Source organism: Loktanella gaetbuli (genome assembly GCF_020531945.1).
Taxonomy (GTDB): domain Bacteria; phylum Pseudomonadota; class Alphaproteobacteria; order Rhodobacterales; family Rhodobacteraceae; genus Loktanella; species Loktanella gaetbuli.
In genome coordinates this window covers 249,137-266,688 of sequence record NZ_JAJATZ010000002.1, presented here as the reverse complement: position 1 = coordinate 266,688, position 17,552 = coordinate 249,137, and the positions used below count along the sequence as shown (strand labels likewise).

18 protein-coding genes and 1 tRNA gene are annotated in these 17,552 nt (G+C 61.4%); 7 read left to right on the top strand and 12 right to left on the bottom strand.

All coding sequences use genetic code 11. The annotated features are described in order from the left end of the window. Nucleotides 1-357: 357 nt before the first annotated feature. The 3 genes from LGQ03_RS04860 to LGQ03_RS04850 all read right to left on the bottom strand — a co-directional run bounded on the left by LGQ03_RS04860 (nucleotide 358) and on the right by LGQ03_RS04850 (nucleotide 2,622). Nucleotides 358-834 carry a DUF4411 family protein gene (locus LGQ03_RS04860; RefSeq protein ID WP_226747475.1) on the bottom strand — a complete coding sequence of 159 codons (477 nt, stop codon included), beginning with the start codon at nucleotides 832-834 and terminating at the stop codon, nucleotides 358-360. Then, nucleotides 834-1,994 carry an ImmA/IrrE family metallo-endopeptidase gene (locus LGQ03_RS04855; protein WP_226747474.1) on the bottom strand — a complete coding sequence of 387 codons (1,161 nt, stop codon included), beginning with the start codon at nucleotides 1,992-1,994 and terminating at the stop codon, nucleotides 834-836. The genes LGQ03_RS04860 and LGQ03_RS04855 overlap by 1 nt, the downstream gene beginning before the upstream one ends. A gap of 286 nt (nucleotides 1,995-2,280) precedes the next feature. Continuing rightward, nucleotides 2,281-2,622, bottom strand: coding sequence for a hypothetical protein (locus tag LGQ03_RS04850; protein ID WP_226747473.1), 342 nt, complete (start codon nucleotides 2,620-2,622; stop codon nucleotides 2,281-2,283). 252 nt (nucleotides 2,623-2,874) lie between these two features. On the opposite strand from LGQ03_RS04850, the gene LGQ03_RS04845 reads away from it, so the two are divergent. Beyond that, complete coding sequence (locus tag LGQ03_RS04845) at nucleotides 2,875-3,864, top strand: response regulator (RefSeq protein WP_226747472.1); 990 nt, start codon at nucleotides 2,875-2,877, stop codon at nucleotides 3,862-3,864. A 79-nt stretch (nucleotides 3,865-3,943) separates the two neighbouring features. Here LGQ03_RS04845 and LGQ03_RS04840 read toward each other — a convergent pair whose 3' ends face one another. The 3 genes from LGQ03_RS04840 to LGQ03_RS04830 form a co-directional block, all read right to left on the bottom strand. After that, nucleotides 3,944-5,947, bottom strand: a complete 2,004-nt coding sequence (locus LGQ03_RS04840; protein WP_226747471.1) for a capsular polysaccharide biosynthesis protein — start codon at nucleotides 5,945-5,947, stop codon at nucleotides 3,944-3,946. A gap of 3 nt (nucleotides 5,948-5,950) precedes the next feature. Beyond that, nucleotides 5,951-7,036, bottom strand: a complete 1,086-nt coding sequence (locus tag LGQ03_RS04835; RefSeq protein ID WP_177172729.1) for a polysaccharide biosynthesis/export family protein — start codon at nucleotides 7,034-7,036, stop codon at nucleotides 5,951-5,953. A gap of 289 nt (nucleotides 7,037-7,325) precedes the next feature. Beyond that, complete coding sequence (locus tag LGQ03_RS04830) at nucleotides 7,326-8,612, bottom strand: capsule biosynthesis protein (protein ID WP_226747470.1); 1,287 nt, start codon at nucleotides 8,610-8,612, stop codon at nucleotides 7,326-7,328. 149 nt (nucleotides 8,613-8,761) lie between these two features. On the opposite strand from LGQ03_RS04830, the gene LGQ03_RS04825 reads away from it, so the two are divergent. From LGQ03_RS04825 to LGQ03_RS04805, 5 genes are all read left to right on the top strand, one after another. Next, nucleotides 8,762-9,367, top strand: coding sequence for a riboflavin synthase (locus LGQ03_RS04825; RefSeq protein WP_226747469.1), 606 nt, complete (start codon nucleotides 8,762-8,764; stop codon nucleotides 9,365-9,367). 72 nt (nucleotides 9,368-9,439) lie between these two features. Beyond that, on the top strand, nucleotides 9,440-10,570 hold the full coding sequence (gene ribB, locus LGQ03_RS04820) for a 3,4-dihydroxy-2-butanone-4-phosphate synthase (protein WP_090160188.1): 1,131 nt from the start codon (nucleotides 9,440-9,442) through the stop codon (nucleotides 10,568-10,570). Continuing rightward, entirely contained in the window at nucleotides 10,570-11,097 is a 528-nt protein-coding gene (locus tag LGQ03_RS04815; protein WP_090160187.1) for a 6,7-dimethyl-8-ribityllumazine synthase, read from the top strand. The genes ribB and LGQ03_RS04815 overlap by 1 nt, the downstream gene beginning before the upstream one ends. Beyond that, nucleotides 11,094-11,561: a transcription antitermination factor NusB gene (nusB, locus tag LGQ03_RS04810; RefSeq protein WP_226747468.1), complete on the top strand. Its 468-nt coding sequence runs from the start codon at nucleotides 11,094-11,096 to the stop codon at nucleotides 11,559-11,561. Before LGQ03_RS04815 ends, nusB begins: the two co-directional genes overlap by 4 nt. A 428-nt stretch (nucleotides 11,562-11,989) precedes the next feature. Continuing rightward, entirely contained in the window at nucleotides 11,990-12,466 is a 477-nt protein-coding gene (locus LGQ03_RS04805; protein ID WP_226747467.1) for an MmcB family DNA repair protein, read from the top strand. Between the two features lie 126 nt (nucleotides 12,467-12,592). Here the strand turns inward: LGQ03_RS04805 and LGQ03_RS04800 are convergent, their stop codons facing one another. Then, complete coding sequence (locus LGQ03_RS04800; protein ID WP_056034162.1) at nucleotides 12,593-12,784, bottom strand: DUF6324 family protein; 192 nt, start codon at nucleotides 12,782-12,784, stop codon at nucleotides 12,593-12,595. An 83-nt stretch (nucleotides 12,785-12,867) separates the two neighbouring features. Between LGQ03_RS04800 and LGQ03_RS04795 the strand changes: the two genes are divergently transcribed. Beyond that, nucleotides 12,868-12,944, top strand: a tRNA-His gene (locus tag LGQ03_RS04795). Nucleotides 12,945-12,954: 10 nt separating this feature from the next. Here the strand turns inward: LGQ03_RS04795 and LGQ03_RS04790 are convergent. From LGQ03_RS04790 to LGQ03_RS04770, 5 genes are read right to left on the bottom strand one after another with little or no spacing between them, the layout of a single operon-like run. Continuing rightward, a complete protein-coding gene (locus LGQ03_RS04790; RefSeq protein WP_090160184.1) occupies nucleotides 12,955-13,254 on the bottom strand; it encodes a DUF4387 family protein in 300 nt (99 codons plus the stop codon). Further along, nucleotides 13,251-14,582 carry an acyclic terpene utilization AtuA family protein gene (locus LGQ03_RS04785; RefSeq protein WP_226747466.1) on the bottom strand — a complete coding sequence of 444 codons (1,332 nt, stop codon included), beginning with the start codon at nucleotides 14,580-14,582 and terminating at the stop codon, nucleotides 13,251-13,253. The genes LGQ03_RS04790 and LGQ03_RS04785 overlap by 4 nt, the downstream gene beginning before the upstream one ends. Beyond that, a complete protein-coding gene (locus tag LGQ03_RS04780) occupies nucleotides 14,575-16,086 on the bottom strand; it encodes a tripartite tricarboxylate transporter permease (RefSeq protein WP_226747465.1) in 1,512 nt (503 codons plus the stop codon). Before LGQ03_RS04780 ends, LGQ03_RS04785 begins: the two co-directional genes overlap by 8 nt. After that, a complete protein-coding gene (locus LGQ03_RS04775) occupies nucleotides 16,086-16,529 on the bottom strand; it encodes a tripartite tricarboxylate transporter TctB family protein (RefSeq protein ID WP_226747464.1) in 444 nt (147 codons plus the stop codon). Before LGQ03_RS04775 ends, LGQ03_RS04780 begins: the two co-directional genes overlap by 1 nt. 1 nt (nucleotide 16,530) lies before the next feature. Beyond that, nucleotides 16,531-17,496 (bottom strand): Bug family tripartite tricarboxylate transporter substrate binding protein, encoded by a 966-nt coding sequence (locus LGQ03_RS04770; RefSeq protein ID WP_226747463.1) that lies wholly within the window; start codon nucleotides 17,494-17,496, stop codon nucleotides 16,531-16,533. Nucleotides 17,497-17,552 lie beyond the last annotated feature (56 nt).

Sequence of the window (17,552 nt, the reverse complement as noted above, 5' to 3'; positions counted from 1 at the left end):
GGCCATATGCAAAACCAGCAGCGCCGTAGGGACAAGGGCATCAATCCGACCTGAAGGACTTATTTTAAAGGGCCTTTCCGATGTCTTCCGGCTTGGCCCGCTCTCTTCCGGCAACTGCAAGTCTCATTGTTTCCCTACAGACAGTTAATGTTGCAGCAAACGATTTTTTGAAAACTGACCAAAATCGCACTTCCATCAGCTTTCGGCCCTTTGCGGAACTTGGGTTGCCGCAAAAGCCCTATGACGATCCGCTGCGAAAGTCAGCGGCACGCCGAGCTCCCCATTCGATCCCCAGACAAATGTGTAAAATGCTGTCGTCGTGGTACGTGCTTACTGCGCTCAGGAACAGATTGACGACTATAGACGAATTCCATTCCTACGCAGCATCTCGTAAGGTGATATCGTGCTGATGCCGTGAGCGTCCGCGGCGTCAGGAATCTTGACTTTGCTCATCCTGAGTGGCTCTCGGGTTTCGAGCGTTACGATATCGTGACCCCCGTGAATTGCGTAGGCGACAAGGTAAGCATCGGCCTTGCTCAGGAAGTCTGCGACGGCGGACGAAGTATAGCCGTTCGAGGTTGCCCAGCTCGCGACCTGGCCCATGCTGTTTCCGATCGTGCCGTCTTCAGGCATGAAGATGCTCTTTCCGTGCAGCTCAATCCAGTGCTTTACCTGATCATCTTTCTTTTGTAGTTCGCGTTTCACCGGAGCGATGCTTGCTACCTTACCAGAGGCTGCGGCACTTGAAATCCAATTCCAGTATCCTCCGCAGATGTCGAAGGCGTAGTAGCTCAGCGCAGGTGTTAAAAAGGCGTTAGTGTCCAGTAACAACATCAGCTAGCTACTCCCAGTCGCCTTGCTTCTTCACGGAAAGTCTTGCTGTTCTTGAGATTCAATAGGTCGAAGGCTTCGCCCATCAGAGTCCTGCCTTCAAGGGCCGTCGAGATGACCGCCGATGCAAAGTGCGGATCAACGCGGGCCCCCATCGTCGCGTAGAAGTCGCCTCCCGAGCTACGTTTCGCTTTTTCCATCAGGAATTCGAGTTCGGCTTCATAAGCTTGTTGGAAAGCGTCGTAGCTTAGGCGTCCAAGATCTTTAAGGCGGCGTAGAGCGACCAGAGTGCTGACTCGGAACACGCGGGCGATTGTTGTCTTCGCCAAGTCGCTATCTTCGGGTAGTTCCATGTTCTGGAGTTGAGCCATCGGCACGAGCACTTCGGCAGCGACTGCATTGCAGAACCGCTCCACAGTGCTGTCTGGTTCCATGTCCTCCGGTAGGTAGTCAGCTGCGGCATTGCTGATCCCGCCCTTGCCGATCCAGATGTGCGCAAGCTCGTGGGCAAGCGTAAAGATCTGACCGGCCTTCGTATCCGCGCCATTCACGAACACGAGCGGCGCAAACGGGTCGGATATTGCAAAGCCGCGAAACTCGCGCGGATTCAGCTTCCGGTGGGTGTTATTTCCGACGACGCCGTTAATCATCACGAGAATCCCGGCCTCGCGGGCAAGGGTAATGAAAAGGCGCAGAAACTCTCCCCAATTTGCGGCCTCGGATCGGCTCCCGACCTCCAGTTTCAGCATGGTGCGGATGCTGCCCGCCACAATCGCAGGCGGGTCGTCCGCCGTAAATGAGCCGACGAATTCCAGAAGCGGCGCTCCGGATCCCGCAAGGTGGTCACGATACCAACTCTGGCGTCGCTGGCAGGTGTGAATCGTATCGATCAATTCTGTACTTGGTCGCCCAAAACCCGCCCCTGCCATCCGCCGGAAGTCGGGCAAGGGCAGCTGCTCTTCGGGGGGGGCAGGCAGGAAGAACATGCCGAGCGGTAAATGAAGGGTCGCGGCCAAGGTTTCCAGCTGCTTGAAGGTCGGACCGCCCTTTCCCTCTATCCAAGAGGGGTACTTTTTAAAACGCTGTACGAGGTTGTCGAACGGCATCCCGGCGCGTTCTCGCGCCCATTCCAACACGTCAGGGGATATATCGACCTGTGCCATCGGTGATTTTCCTTCGCCTCCTTGGATTACTCTGCTGGTTTGATAGCTTCGGTGTAAACGTTTATGTTGAATCGGCTACTAATGGTGTTGCGGATCGCCTACAATTCAAAGCTGCGCTTCGGAGTGCCGCACCCTTGCGTTAGAGGTTTAAGTTTCCTGACTGCCATGCAGCGGAATGCTTGATTTCGAACTGTTCAGAAATTCGGATTTTAACGTGTGGCATAATCTTGTCGCCTCAGCAGCGAACGGCCGCTCCCCGCCCAACTTCCTCCTCACAAACACCCCCTCAACCACCGCCACACCCTTGCTGCAGCCAGCGGGACCACGCCGTTACCGGCTGCAGCGGATCGGTCCACCCGCAGGGCCAGCCCATCATCCAGTCGGTGAAGGACGGGTTGAGATGCAGCGCCTCCTTGGAGTGCAGCGCCTTGGTGCGCAAAGTCACTTGGCATCGGGGGGAAGAGACGAGCGGTCCTGGCGTCCAGCCCGTCGCCTTCAGCAAGTCCCACATCATGACCCAGCACCGGGCGGCCATGATCAGGCCGACCTGTACGCCCTTATGGCTCTGGTCCGCCACAAATTGAAACCGCCCCGGTCCCACGCGGATGCTCGTCTTGTTGCCGCCCATCAGATAGGTCGGCGTGGGCCAGAATGAACATCCGTTCGCACAAGCGAGACCCGCCGACTTCCGCCGCTGATACGACGCACGCTGCAACCCGGTAGCCTAGGCCTTGAAGATCTCGGGGATATCTGCCCGCTTGATCCGTTCTCTCCGGGTTGCTGCAGTACAAAGTGCCTCGCCACAGCGTTTCACAATCTTGCCAAATTTTGAACATATTTGCGGAGGATGCTGCAACTATAGCGTGAAAAGGTGGGCAAGATGGAGACTTCGATGTTTCAAGAAGAGGTCAGCACACGCTGCAAGGGCAACTACCAGATGAAAATACTGGTGGTCGATGATGAACCGGTACTGATTGATTTCCTGACCATGGCGCTGGGAGCCTTGGGTTTTGAAAACGTCGCCTCTGCGCGGTCCGCCACAGAGGCGCTTGCGATGATGAAATCCGCAAAAGATCCGTTCGGTTGCTTGCTTCTGGATATCCAGATGCCCGAAATGGACGGTGTCGCGCTTTGTGCAGAAATCCGGAAAAATCAGGTCTATGCCAAGACACCGATTATCATGCTGACCGCGATGTCGGACCGAAAATACATTGAAACCGCGTTTTCTGCCGGCGCAAACGACTACATCACCAAGCCTTTTCAAATTGATGATCTGATGAACCGCATCGATTCGGCGGCGCGGCTCAGTCAGCAGATCATTTCGGCAGACCGGCTCGTGCGTCAGATCGCTTCGGCATGTCAGCGTCAGTCCGGGCCATTCCGCCTGCAATTCGAGGATCCGGTCAGTTTTGAAAATACGCCGGGATATCTGGATCAGCCGACGTTCCGGAATTTCATAGACCGGATGGAACGCAGTCAGTTCCGGCATGGCGGTGTTGTGTCGGTCAAGGTCAGCAATGCATCCGACTTGTATGAAAACGTGTCATCGCAGGAATTTGTCTCCGTTCTCACCCGGATGAGCAGCGTTGTGTCGACGGCACTGGTTGGTGAGAATTGTCATTTCACCTATGCCGGGTCGGGCTGTTTTCTGGTCATCAAGACGACAGCCGACAATGCCAGATTCCCCAATGAAGTCGCGTTTCGCGTGAAAAAAGAGATGTCACGACAGGGACTTCGCCACGGATCGGCCGGGCTGAATGCGATCGAGATCGCGATTGGACGCGTGTTCCGCAGCCCTGCAGGCGACTTTGGCAGTATCGACGAAAGCCTGGCGCGCGCGCGCGAACGCACGCAGGTTCTGTGCGCCTGACCCAGGGCCGAATTGCAACCTCTGGGCGGTCAGCCCAACCCAGACCGGACAGGGAACGCCACAGCGGCATCGGTCAGGCCTACCGCCGCCAGACCCAGGCAAAACCCGCAAAGTGACCCTGCAATTTGGCCAGGGCCCGGTTGCGCCAGCCCGGATGGGGCAATCTGCCGTCCCGCAGGCGGGCGGCTGCGACCTCGACCGGGCAAGCGAGCCCGGTGACCGGGTCGAAATAGCGCGGATAGTCGATCAACACGGCGTGCACCATTTCTTCCAGCGTCGGGGTCGCGGCGCGGCGCAGGATCGGCATGGCCCGATCGTCGGTCAGGCCCCAACCCGCATAGAACGGCTGCCCCAGACAGGTCACGCGCTTGCCCCGCAGCAAGGCCTCGAACCCCATCCCCGACGTCATGGTCCAGACCTCGTCCACAAGGTCGATTGCCGCTGCGGCGTCCAGGTCGATGATCGCATCCGCCCAGTCGCCCGCATCGGGCACCGCGCCGTCCCGCAGCCCGGCAACCACGTCCGGATGCGGTTTGTACAGGATCACCGCGGCAGGATTTGCAGCACGTGCCGCCCGCAGCAGATCGCCATTACTGGCGACCTTTGACGCCCCCAACCGGACCGAGGCGTCGTCAGCGACCTGACCGGGCACCAGGATACGCCGCCCCCCGGGCAGATCCGGCACGGCACCGCCGTGCAGGTTGTATTTCGTCAATTTGTCCCGGGTAAGTGTTGCGATCAGCCGGCGCGCGCGGGCGCGGGCGTGATCGGGCAGGGCAGGGGCCGCAGCGATCAGCGTCTCAAGCCTGCTGGGCCGCGACGGGTCGTAATAGATCCCCAGATCGTCCAGCACGAGGCTCAGCGGCGGAACGAGGTCCGCCCCCAAACCGCGCGAGCGCAAGAAACCGTCCTCGACCCGCACATGGTCGCTGTCCGTTGCGGCTTTTGACGCCCAGATCATCTCCCGGCGACCGTCGGATGGGCCGGAAAACCGGACCTTGCGCACCTGACCAAAGACCCGCTGCAAAGGCGCGCGTTTCCATGCGCTCATGCCATGGGCCAGCCAGCCGTGGCGATCCTCGCGCCAGGCGCGGGCCTGCGCTGCCAAGGCATCGATTACATCCTCGATCTGGCACAGCCGGTCGCGATAGGGGTCAAACCACAGCGGATACAGGATCATCGCACCTGCAAAGAGCTGGGCGCGCGTCAGCCGGCGTTGCCTGCGGTCCAGTGGCGCGCGGTCATCCGTCAGGCCCCATCCAATGTAGAACGGCTGTCCGAACACCACCGGCCGGTGACCCGCCATGATCGCCTCGAACCCCATGTGCGAGGACACGGTATAGACGGCGATGGCCCCCTGCATCAGCGCATGGGGACACAAGGGCGAATCCAGCAGCGTGATCCTGTCGGTCTGATCCGCCGCAGTGAAATAACCGTCGCGATGGCCCTGCGCGGTTTCGGGGTGGGTCTTGATCACGATGCGGGCGGCGGGATGTTCGGTCTGGGCATAGAAAAGCATCTCGCGAAAGGTGTTGCTGTCGGCACCGCCTGCGGTGACGGCGGCATCGCCCTTGGTCTGGTCGATTACCAGGACATAGCCCGGATCGGGCACCGGCAGGTCCGGGTCGTGGATGTTGTATTTGGACAATCGCGCGCGGGCGATCCGGTCCATGCAGTCGCGGGCGCGGGTCAACAGAACGTTGTCGTCCAGAGGATTGTCCCGCAGCAGCATTTCCAGATCGGATGGCTGTGCAGGGTCATAGTGCATGCCGCGCAAATCCACCGTCAGACCCAGCGGCAGGTCGCCGTCCCGTCCGGGCCTGACGGACCGCAAAAATGCGTCCTCCACCCGCACCACGGGCGTGTCGCGCCGGGCGGCCACTGCCTCGCCACGCGGGGCGGTCGGCGCATGGCCCCAGACACCCACGTGGTCGTCCGCGCCGGGCATGCCCAACCGGATATCCCATCCGGCAAGGCCCAGTATGCGCCGCACCCGCGCCTGGGTCAGAAACCCCCCGTTGTAAACATAAAGCCGCCGCAAGGTTTCCCCTGCGGCGGCCTGGCCCGTGGGCAGATCACTCATGCCTTACAGGCCAGAGGCATTCGTCAGCGCCGAGGTCGCGGACAGCGATCCGGTGATGGCGGCGACCGTCTTGTCGAACCGGACAAAGGGCGCTTCGGTCACATAGACCGTGTCGCCGTCGCGAATGGCGAATTCACGCGCGGTGAACATGCCATTGGGCTGCGTCAGGTCCAGCACATAGACGACCCGCTGCGGTCCGGTCAGGTCCAGACCAACCAGCTGTTCTGCAATCGCCTCTGGTTCGGTGCGGAACACGAAAACGCCCGTGGGATCGGCTGTCAGCGACGACAGGCCGCCAACTGTTGCAATGGCTTCGATGGCGGAAATCGTCTTGGTCTCGAACGGCACGCGTTCCTGGCTGCCCGTGGCCCCCAGCGCGGTAAAGGACCGGGTATCGGCATTCACGATGATGTTGTCGCCGCCGCGCAGTGCCACGTCATTGCGCGGGCTGTCGTACAGATCGTCATAGAAAATCTCGGCCGTGTGGCTGCCACGCTGGATTTTGACCCGCGCGATTTCGGGGTTGATCGACACGCCACCAGCTGCGGCCAACATCGAAATCAGCGTGCGGGTCGGACGTTCGATCGGATAGACGCCCTGCGCGTTGACGGCACCGGCCACGGACACGGTTGCGCCGTCGCCCGCCAGCCTGCGCACCTGCACCTGCGGGTCAGGTGTCTGATCGCCCAGCCGTTCGGTGATGATCCGGCGGATGGCCTCTGGTGTGTTGCCCGCTGCACGGATGCGGCCTGCATAGGGGACAAAGATGAACCCGTCCCCGTCGACCTGCACTTCTTCCAGCAGGGTGGAATTGGCGCCTTGCGGGACGATCAGACCATCATCCACGTTTTCAAAGATCGTCAGCCCCAGCGTATCGCCAGGCCGGATCGTGTCGGACCCGATGACACCCGCGTTCAGAAAACCCGCAGAAAACCCCAGCGCGGGGGCCACAGCTGCGATGGCATTGACGCGGTCATCGACGGTCAGCACGAAGGAATCACCTTCGCGCAGGACGGACCCGGCAAAGATTTCTTGTTTGTTTGGGCCGACGCGCGGCAGGGCGCACGCCGAAATGAGGCCCAGGATCATGATCAGGGCCACGCCTTTCGACAGGCGTACAGTCAGGGATGTCACGGCTCGGTCTCCTCGACCTGTTATTGTTCTGCCTCGGAATTTTTCTTTTTATCGTAGGGCAGAGAGGGTCAAAAAGAAAGTTGCCGCGTACATGACGGGAATCGCGCCGCAATTGACTGTTGCCATGTTGCCGCGACAGTTCGCGCCAGATGCGGGATGCAAGGATCGGGCGCAACAGTTAAATAACTGTTAAATATGACATAATATGTTTCGCATGCGAAACATCAGCGTTTCGTGATATATTCTAGCTGACGATACGCAGCGGCTGGCGCGGCGGGTTTTTGCCGGATGCCAGCGTGTCATAGGGATCGTCTTCGGCCAGCATCATGTCCACGACCTGCCGCATCAGCTGGCGCCGGCCGCGTGCGGAATAAAACCCGCCGGGCACCTGGCTCGTCTCCAGCAGGAACCGGCGATAATCCTTGTAGGCGCGGCTATCGGGACGATCCGGACTGGCAAAGAATTCCGGCAAGGGTTGGTCCGATACGAATTCCGGCTTGTTATAGACGGCGGCCCCAAACACCTTCAGCGGGATCCCCCGCCACAACACCTGTTGGGCTGCCGTCGAATTGACGGTCACGGCCGTGCGGGCATGATCCAGCAACTTTGCCAGCTTGCCGCCGCGCACGAAATGCACCCGCGCGCTGACGCCATGCTGTTTGGCCAGCCGCCGGATGATCCGTTTCGTGGGGCTGCGTTCATTGTCCAGCGGATGCGCCTTGAAGACCAGATGATGGTGGCGCGGTGTTGCCTTGGCAAAGCCTTCCATCACGACGCTCAGGAATTCTTCCATCCGGGTAAATGGCGAATGCTGTTGAAAACTGGCGTCATGTTCCAGCTGCAACAGCACGAGGTGATAGGGAAATCCGCCGTAGCGGATGCGCAGCGTGGCGATCCGGCGATCCAGCGCGATCAGCGGCATCAGGATCAGCCGTTTGGTATAAAGTGCGGCCTCGGTCGCCACAGGCAAGTCGCGGTGCCGGGCAAAATTGCGGTAGTCACCGTTCCGGAACATCACGAACCAATGATACAGCGCCCCGTAAAACACATGGTGCAGCATGTCGCCCCAATGCGCAGGCGGCGTCGGCACCTCGAGGTCGGACCGGGCGAGTGCGGCTTGCATGTCGGCCACATCCATTTTCATCAGCCGTGAATGACCGTTGGTGCCGCCGCGCTCATAGGTCACCCAATAGGGCCGCATGTAACCTTCTTCAAAGACGTGGATGCGCAGACCCATCGCGCGGGCGATGTCCACGGCCGTCGCATGGATCGGGCGGGTGTCGCCATACAGCACGATATCCGTGATCCCGCCGGTCACGACGATGTCGCGGAACGTATCGGTCCAGTCCTCTGGTTTGCCATGAAACGCGATGTAGCTGGGTGCGCCGAACCAGAACGCCCTGTCGCCCGCATTGAACCCCACCCGCGACACATGCGCACCCGCCGCGCGCAGCATCTTGGCCAGCCGGTACAGGAACGGGCCGTGCGGACCTTGCAAAAACAAGAAGCGTCGGGCGCTGGGGTCAGTCATCGAAGTCAATTGCATCCATCCGAGTTAAAGTAACCCCTACGACGCAGACAAGGCATAATTGGGGCCGGGTTGGATCGGACCCGTGTCGGATGCTTGAAACATGCGGTGTGCCGCTTTACCTGCTGGCGCAAGCGTGAAGGAGATCCGCAATGTTCACAGGTATCGTCACCGACATCGGCGAGGTTTTATCCGTCGCACAAGAAGGTGACCTGAAGGCGCGAATCGCCACCAGCTATGACGTGGGCGGCATCGACATCGGGGCTTCCATCGCCTGCGAAGGGGTTTGCCTGACCGTCGTGGCCAAGGGACATGACCCGCGCGGCTGGTTCGACGTGCAGATCAGTGCTGAAACCGTGGACAAGACAGCGATCGGTCGCAACGGTTGGTCGGTCGGTCAACGGCTGAACCTGGAACGCGCTCTCAAGGTCGGGGACGAATTGGGCGGACACATCGTGTCGGGCCATGTCGACGGCGTTGCCGAACTGATCGATATGCGCGACGAGGGCGACAGCACCCGCATGACATTCCGCGCGCCGGGTGATCTGGCGCGTTTCATCGCGCCGAAGGGGTCAGTGGCGCTGAACGGCACCTCGCTGACCGTGAATGAGGTTGACGGTCAGACCTTTGGTGTGAACCTGATCCCGCATACGAAACAGGTGACGACCTGGGGCGACTCTCGCGTGGGTGACGCGATCAACCTCGAAATCGACACCATGGCGCGCTATGTCGCACGACTGCGCGATTACGAAGGCTGACCTGCAGGCTTCAGCGGTCTTTCCCTTTGGGCGGCCTTGGGCTAGGTCCGGCACAAGCATGAGGACCAGACCATGACGCAAGCCTTTGAGACGCCCGGACCAGTCGAAGTGAACTGGAAAGACGCCATCAGCCCAATTGAAGATATCATCGAGGACGCCCGCAACGGACGCATGTTCGTGCTGGTCGACCACGAAGACCGGGAAAACGAGGGGGATCTGGTGATCCCCGCGCAGATGGCAACGCCTGACGCGATCAATTTCATGGCGACCTACGGCCGTGGCCTGATCTGTTTGTCGTTGCCGGGCGCACGGATCGACGCGCTGGGTCTGCAACTGATGTCGACCAACAATTCCTCGCGCCACGAAACGGCCTTCACCACCTCGATCGAGGCCCGCGAAGGTGTCACCACCGGCATCAGCGCCCATGACCGTGCCCGCACCGTGTCGGTTGCGATTGATGCGTCCAAGGGGGCAGCCGATATCGCGACGCCTGGTCACGTGTTTCCGCTGCGCGCCCGCGAAGGCGGCGTGCTGGTCCGTGCAGGTCATACCGAGGCGGCCGTCGATATTGCCCGGCTGGCCGGTCTGAACCCGTCCGGCGTGATCTGCGAGATCATGAAGGACGATGGTGAAATGGCGCGTCTGCCCGACCTCGTGGCCTTTGCGCAATTTCACGGCCTCAAGATCGGCACCATCAGCGACCTGATTTCCTATCGCCGCCGCCATGACAACCTGGTGCGGCTGCGCGACGAAAGCACGTTCACGTCGGAATTCGGCGGTGAATGGCAGTTGAAAATCTATACCGACGAAACCCAAGGGGCAGAGCATATCGCGCTGGTCAAGGGCGATGTGGACAGCGGAGAGCCAGTTTTGGTGCGGATGCACGCGCTGGACCCGATGCTGGACGTCGTGGGTGCCGGCCCGCGTGGTCGTCGCAATGAATTCAGCGATGCGATGGAACTGATCGCCGCCGAAGGACGCGGTGTGCTGGTCCTGTTGCGCGATCTCCACATGAAACTGGTCGCCGATGACGAGGTGTCGCCCCAGACCCTGCGTCAATACGGGCTGGGGGCGCAGATCCTGTCGTCACTCGGCCTGCACAAGATCGAACTGCTGACAAACTCGCCGCAGCCCAAGGTCGTGGGCCTTGATGCCTATGGTCTGGAAATCGTCGGCACCCGCAAGATATCGGAGATTGGCTGATGGCCGGAGTATCCCATTTCGAAATGCCCTTGCCGGAATTTACCGATCCGGTCCGGCTGCTGATCGTCGCATCGCCTTATTACAAGGATATCTTTGACCAGCAGGTGGCCGGTGCCCGCGCCGTGGCCGAAGCGGCCGGTGCCGAGGTCGAGGTCGTGCAGGTGCCCGGCGCGCTGGAAATCCCTAGTGCAATCGGGATCGCGGAACGGATGGGCGATTACCACGGCTATGTGGCGCTGGGCTGTGTGATCCGTGGCGAGACCACGCATTACGACACCGTCTGCAATGACAGCTCGCGCGGGTTGACGCTGCTGGGTTTGCAGGGGCTGTGCATCGGCAACGGCATCCTGACGGTTGAAAACTATGAACAGGCCGCAGTACGTGCGCAGGCTGACGGCCAGAACAAGGGCGGCGGTGCCGCTGCGGCGGCGTTGCATCTGATCGCATTGACGCGCAAATGGGGTGCGCGCGAAACCGGTGTGGGATTCGCGCCGACAACATTCGCAAAAGGCGGCGAGACCGTATGACCCTGTCCAACAACCAGCGCCGCAAGATGAAATCTGCAGCGCGTCTCTATGCCGTGCAGGCGCTGTTCCAGATGGAAGCGATTGGCCAGACCGTCGACCGCGTGATCGTGGAATTCGAGGATCACCGCTTTGGCGAGATCCGTGACGATATCGAGATGCTCGAAGGTGATGTGGACACGTTCCGCGCGCTGATCGAAAAGGCCGTGGACGAACAGGCCCGCATCGACCAGCTGACGGACCGCGCCTTGGTCGCGAAATGGCCGCTGGGTCGTATCGACCCTACATTGCGGGCGCTGTTTCGTGCCGCCGGTGCAGAGTTGATCATCGGTGACACACCGCCGCGCGTCGTGATCAAGGAATTCGTCGACGTTGCAGGGGCGTTCTTTCCCGAAACAAAAGAGCCAAGGTTCACCAATGCGGTGCTGGACCACATGGCGCACGAATTGCTGCCGGGCGGGTTTTGATCGGCCGGGGTGGGGGCGGTGCCCGCCCACCCACCCCAATTTCGGGGCTGCGCCCCGTGGCGCGAGAAGAGTTGGTGTGGTGGGTTGTCGCTGATGTGTGCCGCTGCGCATTTGCCATGCAAACGCGCCTTGCGCACGCGCCACAAAAAGCCGGGGCTTTTTGTGGCGGGAACCGCAGCGACCGTGCGAGGGCTTATTCCCGAGGACCTGTATGTACAGGTGGGCACCGGTTAACCGGACCAGGGTCCGAACAGAGCCAGCGCCCTCGGATTTGCTTAAGGCCACTGGAATGTAGCCCCCATGCGCACGGGAAGAGCAGAAACCCGCCTGACACCTAGCTATGATGGCGCAGGCAAGGCGGCAAGGGGGCGGGGCGCGAAAATCGGTCGCGGCTTGACCGATGTTTACCTTTTGTTCATATACGTGACATGCCGCATGTTCTTGATCCGCTGACGACGCAAGGGTTGATGCCGGGCCAGATCCTGGCGCGTGGTGTGTCGCGTCACATGCGCAGTCATGATTTCGTGACGGTCGAGGAACTGGTACCGACATCCGGCCTGCGGGTCGATGTCATGGCATTGGGCCCCAAGGGTGAAATCTGGATTGTGGAATGCAAATCCAGCCGGGTGGATTTCTTGTCGGACGGCAAATGGCAGGGCTACCTGGAATGGTGCGATCGGTTTTTCTGGGCGGTCGGGCCGGAGTTCGACACTGATCTTTTGCCGGATGAAACAGGGCTGATTATTGCGGACGGCTATGACGCAGAAATCTTGCGCCTGGGACCAGAGACCAAGCTGGCCCCGGCGCGGCGTAAGGTCATGACAAACAAATTCGCCCGACACGCGGCCATGCGCGCGCAGGCGGCGCGCGATCCGGGGTTCGTGAGTGGGTTTGGGGCGGTGTGAGCGCCCGAATTTGTGCCGTCGCGTGGGTTGAGGGTGCGGGACGCCTCGCCGGCGGGGCGGATATTTTCGACCAGAAGAAGGGCCGTGGCACCTGAGGAATGGTGCCGGTCAGTGGCCGAGCATGGATTATCGCGGTTTGACGGCGCGGGCAGCTGCGGCTGCGGCGCGGATTTCCTCGGCGATTTCTTCGGCCTCTTCGGGGTCGAAATCCATCGGGATCTCTGTGTTGCCTGCGCTGACGAACAGACGGACCATGCCCAGTTCGGTCGGGCCGATCTGCATGTTCGCCTCGACGTCGCGTTCGTCGTTGATACCCATCGGTGCCTCCTTGGTTGGAACGGGTTTAGGCGAGGTTTTCGGGACTTGCAATCAGGATCGCGGGGCGGTAAATCGCCCGCAGTGCCGCGTTAGCTCAGTTGGTTAGAGCGCTTGATTGTGGATCAAGAGGTCCCTGGTTCGAGACCAGGACGTGGTACCATCCCTCCCATTCAGTTCAGATCGAGTTCCGCGATGAGAGGGGCCCAGCCTGCGCCGTGCATGTCGCGGTCGTCCAGCGCGCCCTGGACCGTGGGGCGGGGCAGCGAGAATTTCACGACGTGAAGCGGCGCGATATCAAAGCGTTTGATGGCGGCCGGATCGGCGGCGAGGGCTGTGGCCACCCGGTCCGTGGACAACCCGTCGCGGATGCGGGCAAAGGCATCGGGCGTGCCGCAGAAGATGTCGATGGTCAGCCAGAAGGGGCCTGCGTTCTTGGACCGGACCTTGGTCACCACGTCACGGACGATCACGCGAGCACCTCCAGTCGGAAGGCATCCATCGGATCCTTGAGCGTCATGACGTGATGCAGGACGAAGGCATAGGCGGCACCCTTGTCGATTTCGGGTGGCGAAAAGGGGAAAGCGAAGGTCGGCTGTTCCTCGTCCCGGGTCAGGGGGTGGTGCAGCAGATAGGGGTTCAGCAGTTTGGCGATGTCATGGGCCGTGGCCTGATCGGCGGCGGTAACGATGGCCAGCACGCCGACCTCTGATGCGGGTGCGGGGTTGTGATCCAGTGACCCGAGGGTCGCGGTCTGGCCGATGATGCGCAGCTGGCAATCGTAGTCCTGTGGTCCCATGCGGGTGGTGACCTTGGCTGCGTGTTTTTGCAAGATGTCGTCGCACCATGCCGCGGCGTTGGCGACGTAGTGCGGGTCGCGAATCGTGACGAGTGCCACGGTCTGGTAGCCTGCGACGCGCGCGCCCTCCAGCTTGACGGTATAGGCGTCGGCCATGTGCCATTCGGCACCTGTCACACGGACGGATCGGTCATCGATGGCCGTGTAGGTCGCGTCGGTCACGTCAAGATAACCGCCCGGTTCATGCAGGATGAACGGGTCGGAGTTTTCATACAGCATATGGGCCGACACGGTGTGCGGCGTAGCGCAGGCCTCGTCGGCAAGTGGCGTGACCGTAAAACCGGTTGCATCGGTGTCCAGCAGCAGGACGCCCGATTGCGGGTTGGTGGCGCATAGTGCGCCGCATTCGCCGACCTTGGCCCCGTGCCAGACGGCACCCGCGTGATCGCCACGCTGCAAGGGCAGGGCCGCGATGATCGCGGTGTCGGTGGTGCGCCCCGCGATGATGATGTCGGCACCTGTGTCGAGGGCGGCCATGATCTGTTCGGCGCCCGCCAGCGCCACGATATGCGTGCAATCGGCAATGGCGGCGGCGTCCACGTCCGGTGCGCCGGGCAGGGCGGTCAGGTCGGCCCGTGCGATGTGGGCCGGGTCCTGTTCGCATTTCAGCGTGGCGATTGTGGCGGTCAGGCCTTCTTCGGCCAGAATTTCGCGGGTGATGTCGACCAACCAGTCGACGGTGCTGTCGGTGCCACAGGTGCCTGCGGTGCCGATGACCAGCGGGCAACCGGCGGCCTGGCGGGCGCGGATCAGGCCGGCCCATTCCGCCTTGGTCCCGGCGCGGGTGTATTTGGACAGGCCGCGGCCCAAGTAGCTGGGGCCGCTGTCGGTTGATCCTCCGTCGATGGCAATGAGATCGGGGCGTGCGGCGACGCCCCGATCAAGTGCAGTCTGATCGTAACCGAGCCCGAGAGCCCCGGAGGGGATCAGGATCCTAGTCACTGATGCGCTGCGGTTTGCGAATCCGCCCCCGCAGGAAGATCGGCAGGATGAACCCCACGATGGCCGCCACGATCAGCACGCTCGAGATGGTGGAGGAGAACAGGTAGGTCCAGTCGCCATCCGACAGCACCATGGCATCGCGCAATTGCTTTTCCATTTTTGACCCCAAGAGAATACCGAGGATGACCGGTACGGTGGGGATGTCAAGTTTGCGCAACACGTAGCCCAGCACACCGAACAGCACGACCAGCAGCAGGTCGAAGTAGCTGCCTGTCAGAGAGTAAATACCGACAAAGCTGACCATGGTGACGCCCGGCATGAGGATGGCGGGGGGCACTTCGAGCACTTTGACGAAGACCTTGACCATCGGCACGTTCATGGCGAGCAGGACGAAGTTTGCGATCAGCAGGGATGCAATCAGCGACCAGACCACGTCGGGGCGTTCGACGAAGAGCGTCGGGCCCGGCGTGATGTTCAGCGTGACCAGCACGGCCAGCAGCACGGCGGTGGTGCCGGACCCTGGCACGCCCAGCGTCAGCATCGGCACGAGTGCGCCACCGGCGGCGGCGTTGTTGCCGACCTCTGGTGCGGCGATGCCCTTGGCGACTCCGGTGCCGAATTTGCCTTTTTCACCGGCGATGCTTTTCTCCATCATGTAGGTCATGAAGCTGCCGAGCGAGGCCCCCGCACCGGGCAGAACGCCCGCGATAAAGCCCACGACAGAACAGCGGATCATGGTCCAGCGGGTGGACCAGATTTCGGCCCATGGAACGGTGACGCGGCCGCGCAGCTTGATGCCCGCCGCACCGCTCTTGCCCTTGCTCTCGATGAAAAAGAACACCTCGGATACGGCGAACAAGCCGACGATGGCGACGAGAAAGTCGATGCCGTCATACAGGTGCAGGTTGCCGCCCGTCATGCGCGGCAGGCCAGAGTTCGGATCGAGGCCGATCATCGCGATGCCGATGCCGAGGCAAGAGGCCAGTGCCGCCTTGGCCTGGTTGTTCGATGCGATGCCGCCCAGCGTGCAGAAGGCCAGCAGATAGAGGGCAAAATATTCGGCGGGGCCGAATTCATATGCGATCCGGCTGAGGGCCGGGGCCAGAACAGCCAGACCGAGGGTTGCGAGGAAAGCCCCGACAAAGGACGCAAAACCGGAAATCACCAGCGCGTCACCCGCGCGGCCTGCCTTGGCCATCGGGTAGCCGTCGAGCGTGGTCATCATGGCAGGTTCATCGCCGGGAATGTTCAGCAGGATCGAGCTGATACGCCCGCCGTACATGGCGCCATAGTAGATCGCGGTCAGCAGGATTAGCGCGCCGGTGGCGTCCAGACCCATGGAAAATGTGATCGGGATCATGATCGCGACACCGTTTGCAGGCCCAAGACCCGGCAGCGCGCCGACGATGGTGCCGATGAAACAGCCGATGATCGCCAGCAGCAGCGTGTAGGGCGACAGCGCGATGCCAAAGCCCAGCGACAGGTTTGCAAGAAGATCAGCCATCAGAACCACCCTCTGGGAAAGCCGAACAGGCTGAGGCCCAGCACGAAACGGAACAGCACGAACAGGCCGATGGACAGGCCGATGCCTGACAGAACCGACACCTTGGGGCTGGGGGAAATCTGATAGCTGAGGATCGCGGCGACCGCGGCCGTCGGGATCAAGAAGCCCAGCGGCTTGAGCGCATAGGCGTAAATCACCAGAACGACGATCGCAATGCCGATCGCCAGGGTGCTGCGCACGGCAGGCCATTCGGGTTCTGCGTCAGGGCGCGCGATCATGGTGACGGCGCAGAGGATGGCGACGATCCCGACGGCAATCGGAAAGGCCTTTGGACCCACGGGGTCAGACAGGAAACTGGCCTGCACCTGGAGGGCGCTCGCGATATACGCGAGCGCCGCCAGGATCACGACCAGACCAAAGATGCGGTCTGATGGACGTGTCATTTTACTGGATCACACCGATTTCACGGGACAAGGCCTCGGTTTCGGCAACGACGCCGTCAACCCATGCCTGGAATTCGTCACCGACCAGCGTGAAGGGTGCCAGTCCGTTGTCGGCCATGGCCTGCTGCCATTCGGCGGATTCAGCCACCGCCTGCAACATGCCCGCCCATTCCTGGAACCGCTCGTCGCTGATGTCCTTGGGGACATACATCCCGCGCCAGTTCACTGCGCGCACGTCGAAACCCTGTTCCTTCGCGGTGGGGATATCCTCAAAGCCGGGGACGCGTTCGTCGGTCATCACGGCCAGGACGCGGATGTCGCCGGTGGGGATGAAGCCCACGATTTCGGACATGTCGCCCGTCATGGCCTGGGTAAAGCCACCGACGGTCTGGGTGATCGCGTCGGCACCACCGTCAACGCCGATATAGCGGACCTTGGTGATGTCATCAAAGCCTGCGGCCTTGAGCACCTGAAGCGGCTTGAGGTGGTCGAAACCGCCGACGGCCGAACCGCCTGCAAAGGCGACCGAACCGGGGTCGGCCTTGATTGCGTCAACCAGATCGCCCAGCGACTGATAAGGGCTGTCGGCGGCCACGACGATGACACCCGGATCGGCACCGATCGCACCGACGAAACGCACCTGATCGGCGGTTGCACCGCCAAAGGCGTTCTGTGCCAGACGGGTCGTTGTCGCGCTGGAGGCGGCCACCATCAGGTCAGGATCGCTGTTGCGTTCGTTGACCACCGTGGAAAAGGCCAGACCGCCACCGGCACCGGCAAGGTTGGTGACCTGCACGGGATCGGCAACCTGACCGATGTCATACATGATCTTGCCCACCTGACGGCAGGTAAAGTCCCAGCCGCCGCCGGGGTTGGCGGGTGCGATGCATTCAATGGCGAATGCGGATGTGGCCGTGACGGCCAGAACGGCGGCGCTGGACAGCGCGCGCAACAGGGTCTTTGACATGGTATTCCTCCCATTATGTCGCTTGCGGATGTGCTGTCTCCCACGGCACACCCTTG

Bases quoted from the DNA above. Each gene is read 5' to 3' on its own strand.
- LGQ03_RS04805 (WP_226747467.1), top strand. From the start codon at position 11,990: ATGCCGCATGTTCTTGATCCGCTGACGACGCAAGGGTTGATGCCGGGC.
- ribB (WP_090160188.1), top strand. From the start codon at position 9,440: ATGACGCAAGCCTTTGAGACGCCCGGACCAGTCGAAGTGAACTGGAAA.
- LGQ03_RS04815 (WP_090160187.1), top strand. From the start codon at position 10,570: ATGGCCGGAGTATCCCATTTCGAAATGCCCTTGCCGGAATTTACCGAT.
- LGQ03_RS04835 (WP_177172729.1), bottom strand. From the start codon at position 7,036: ATGATCCTGGGCCTCATTTCGGCGTGCGCCCTGCCGCGCGTCGGCCCA.
- nusB (WP_226747468.1), top strand. From the start codon at position 11,094: ATGACCCTGTCCAACAACCAGCGCCGCAAGATGAAATCTGCAGCGCGT.
- LGQ03_RS04825 (WP_226747469.1), top strand. From the start codon at position 8,762: ATGTTCACAGGTATCGTCACCGACATCGGCGAGGTTTTATCCGTCGCA.
- LGQ03_RS04770 (WP_226747463.1), bottom strand. From the start codon at position 17,496: ATGTCAAAGACCCTGTTGCGCGCGCTGTCCAGCGCCGCCGTTCTGGCC.
- LGQ03_RS04855 (WP_226747474.1), bottom strand. From the start codon at position 1,994: ATGGCACAGGTCGATATATCCCCTGACGTGTTGGAATGGGCGCGAGAA.
- LGQ03_RS04840 (WP_226747471.1), bottom strand. From the start codon at position 5,947: ATGAGTGATCTGCCCACGGGCCAGGCCGCCGCAGGGGAAACCTTGCGG.
- LGQ03_RS04780 (WP_226747465.1), bottom strand. From the start codon at position 16,086: ATGGCTGATCTTCTTGCAAACCTGTCGCTGGGCTTTGGCATCGCGCTG.
- LGQ03_RS04800 (WP_056034162.1), bottom strand. From the start codon at position 12,784: ATGGGTATCAACGACGAACGCGACGTCGAGGCGAACATGCAGATCGGC.
- LGQ03_RS04850 (WP_226747473.1), bottom strand. From the start codon at position 2,622: ATGGGCGGCAACAAGACGAGCATCCGCGTGGGACCGGGGCGGTTTCAA.
- LGQ03_RS04860 (WP_226747475.1), bottom strand. From the start codon at position 834: ATGTTGTTACTGGACACTAACGCCTTTTTAACACCTGCGCTGAGCTAC.
- LGQ03_RS04830 (WP_226747470.1), bottom strand. From the start codon at position 8,612: ATGACTGACCCCAGCGCCCGACGCTTCTTGTTTTTGCAAGGTCCGCAC.
- LGQ03_RS04845 (WP_226747472.1), top strand. From the start codon at position 2,875: ATGGAGACTTCGATGTTTCAAGAAGAGGTCAGCACACGCTGCAAGGGC.
- LGQ03_RS04775 (WP_226747464.1), bottom strand. From the start codon at position 16,529: ATGACACGTCCATCAGACCGCATCTTTGGTCTGGTCGTGATCCTGGCG.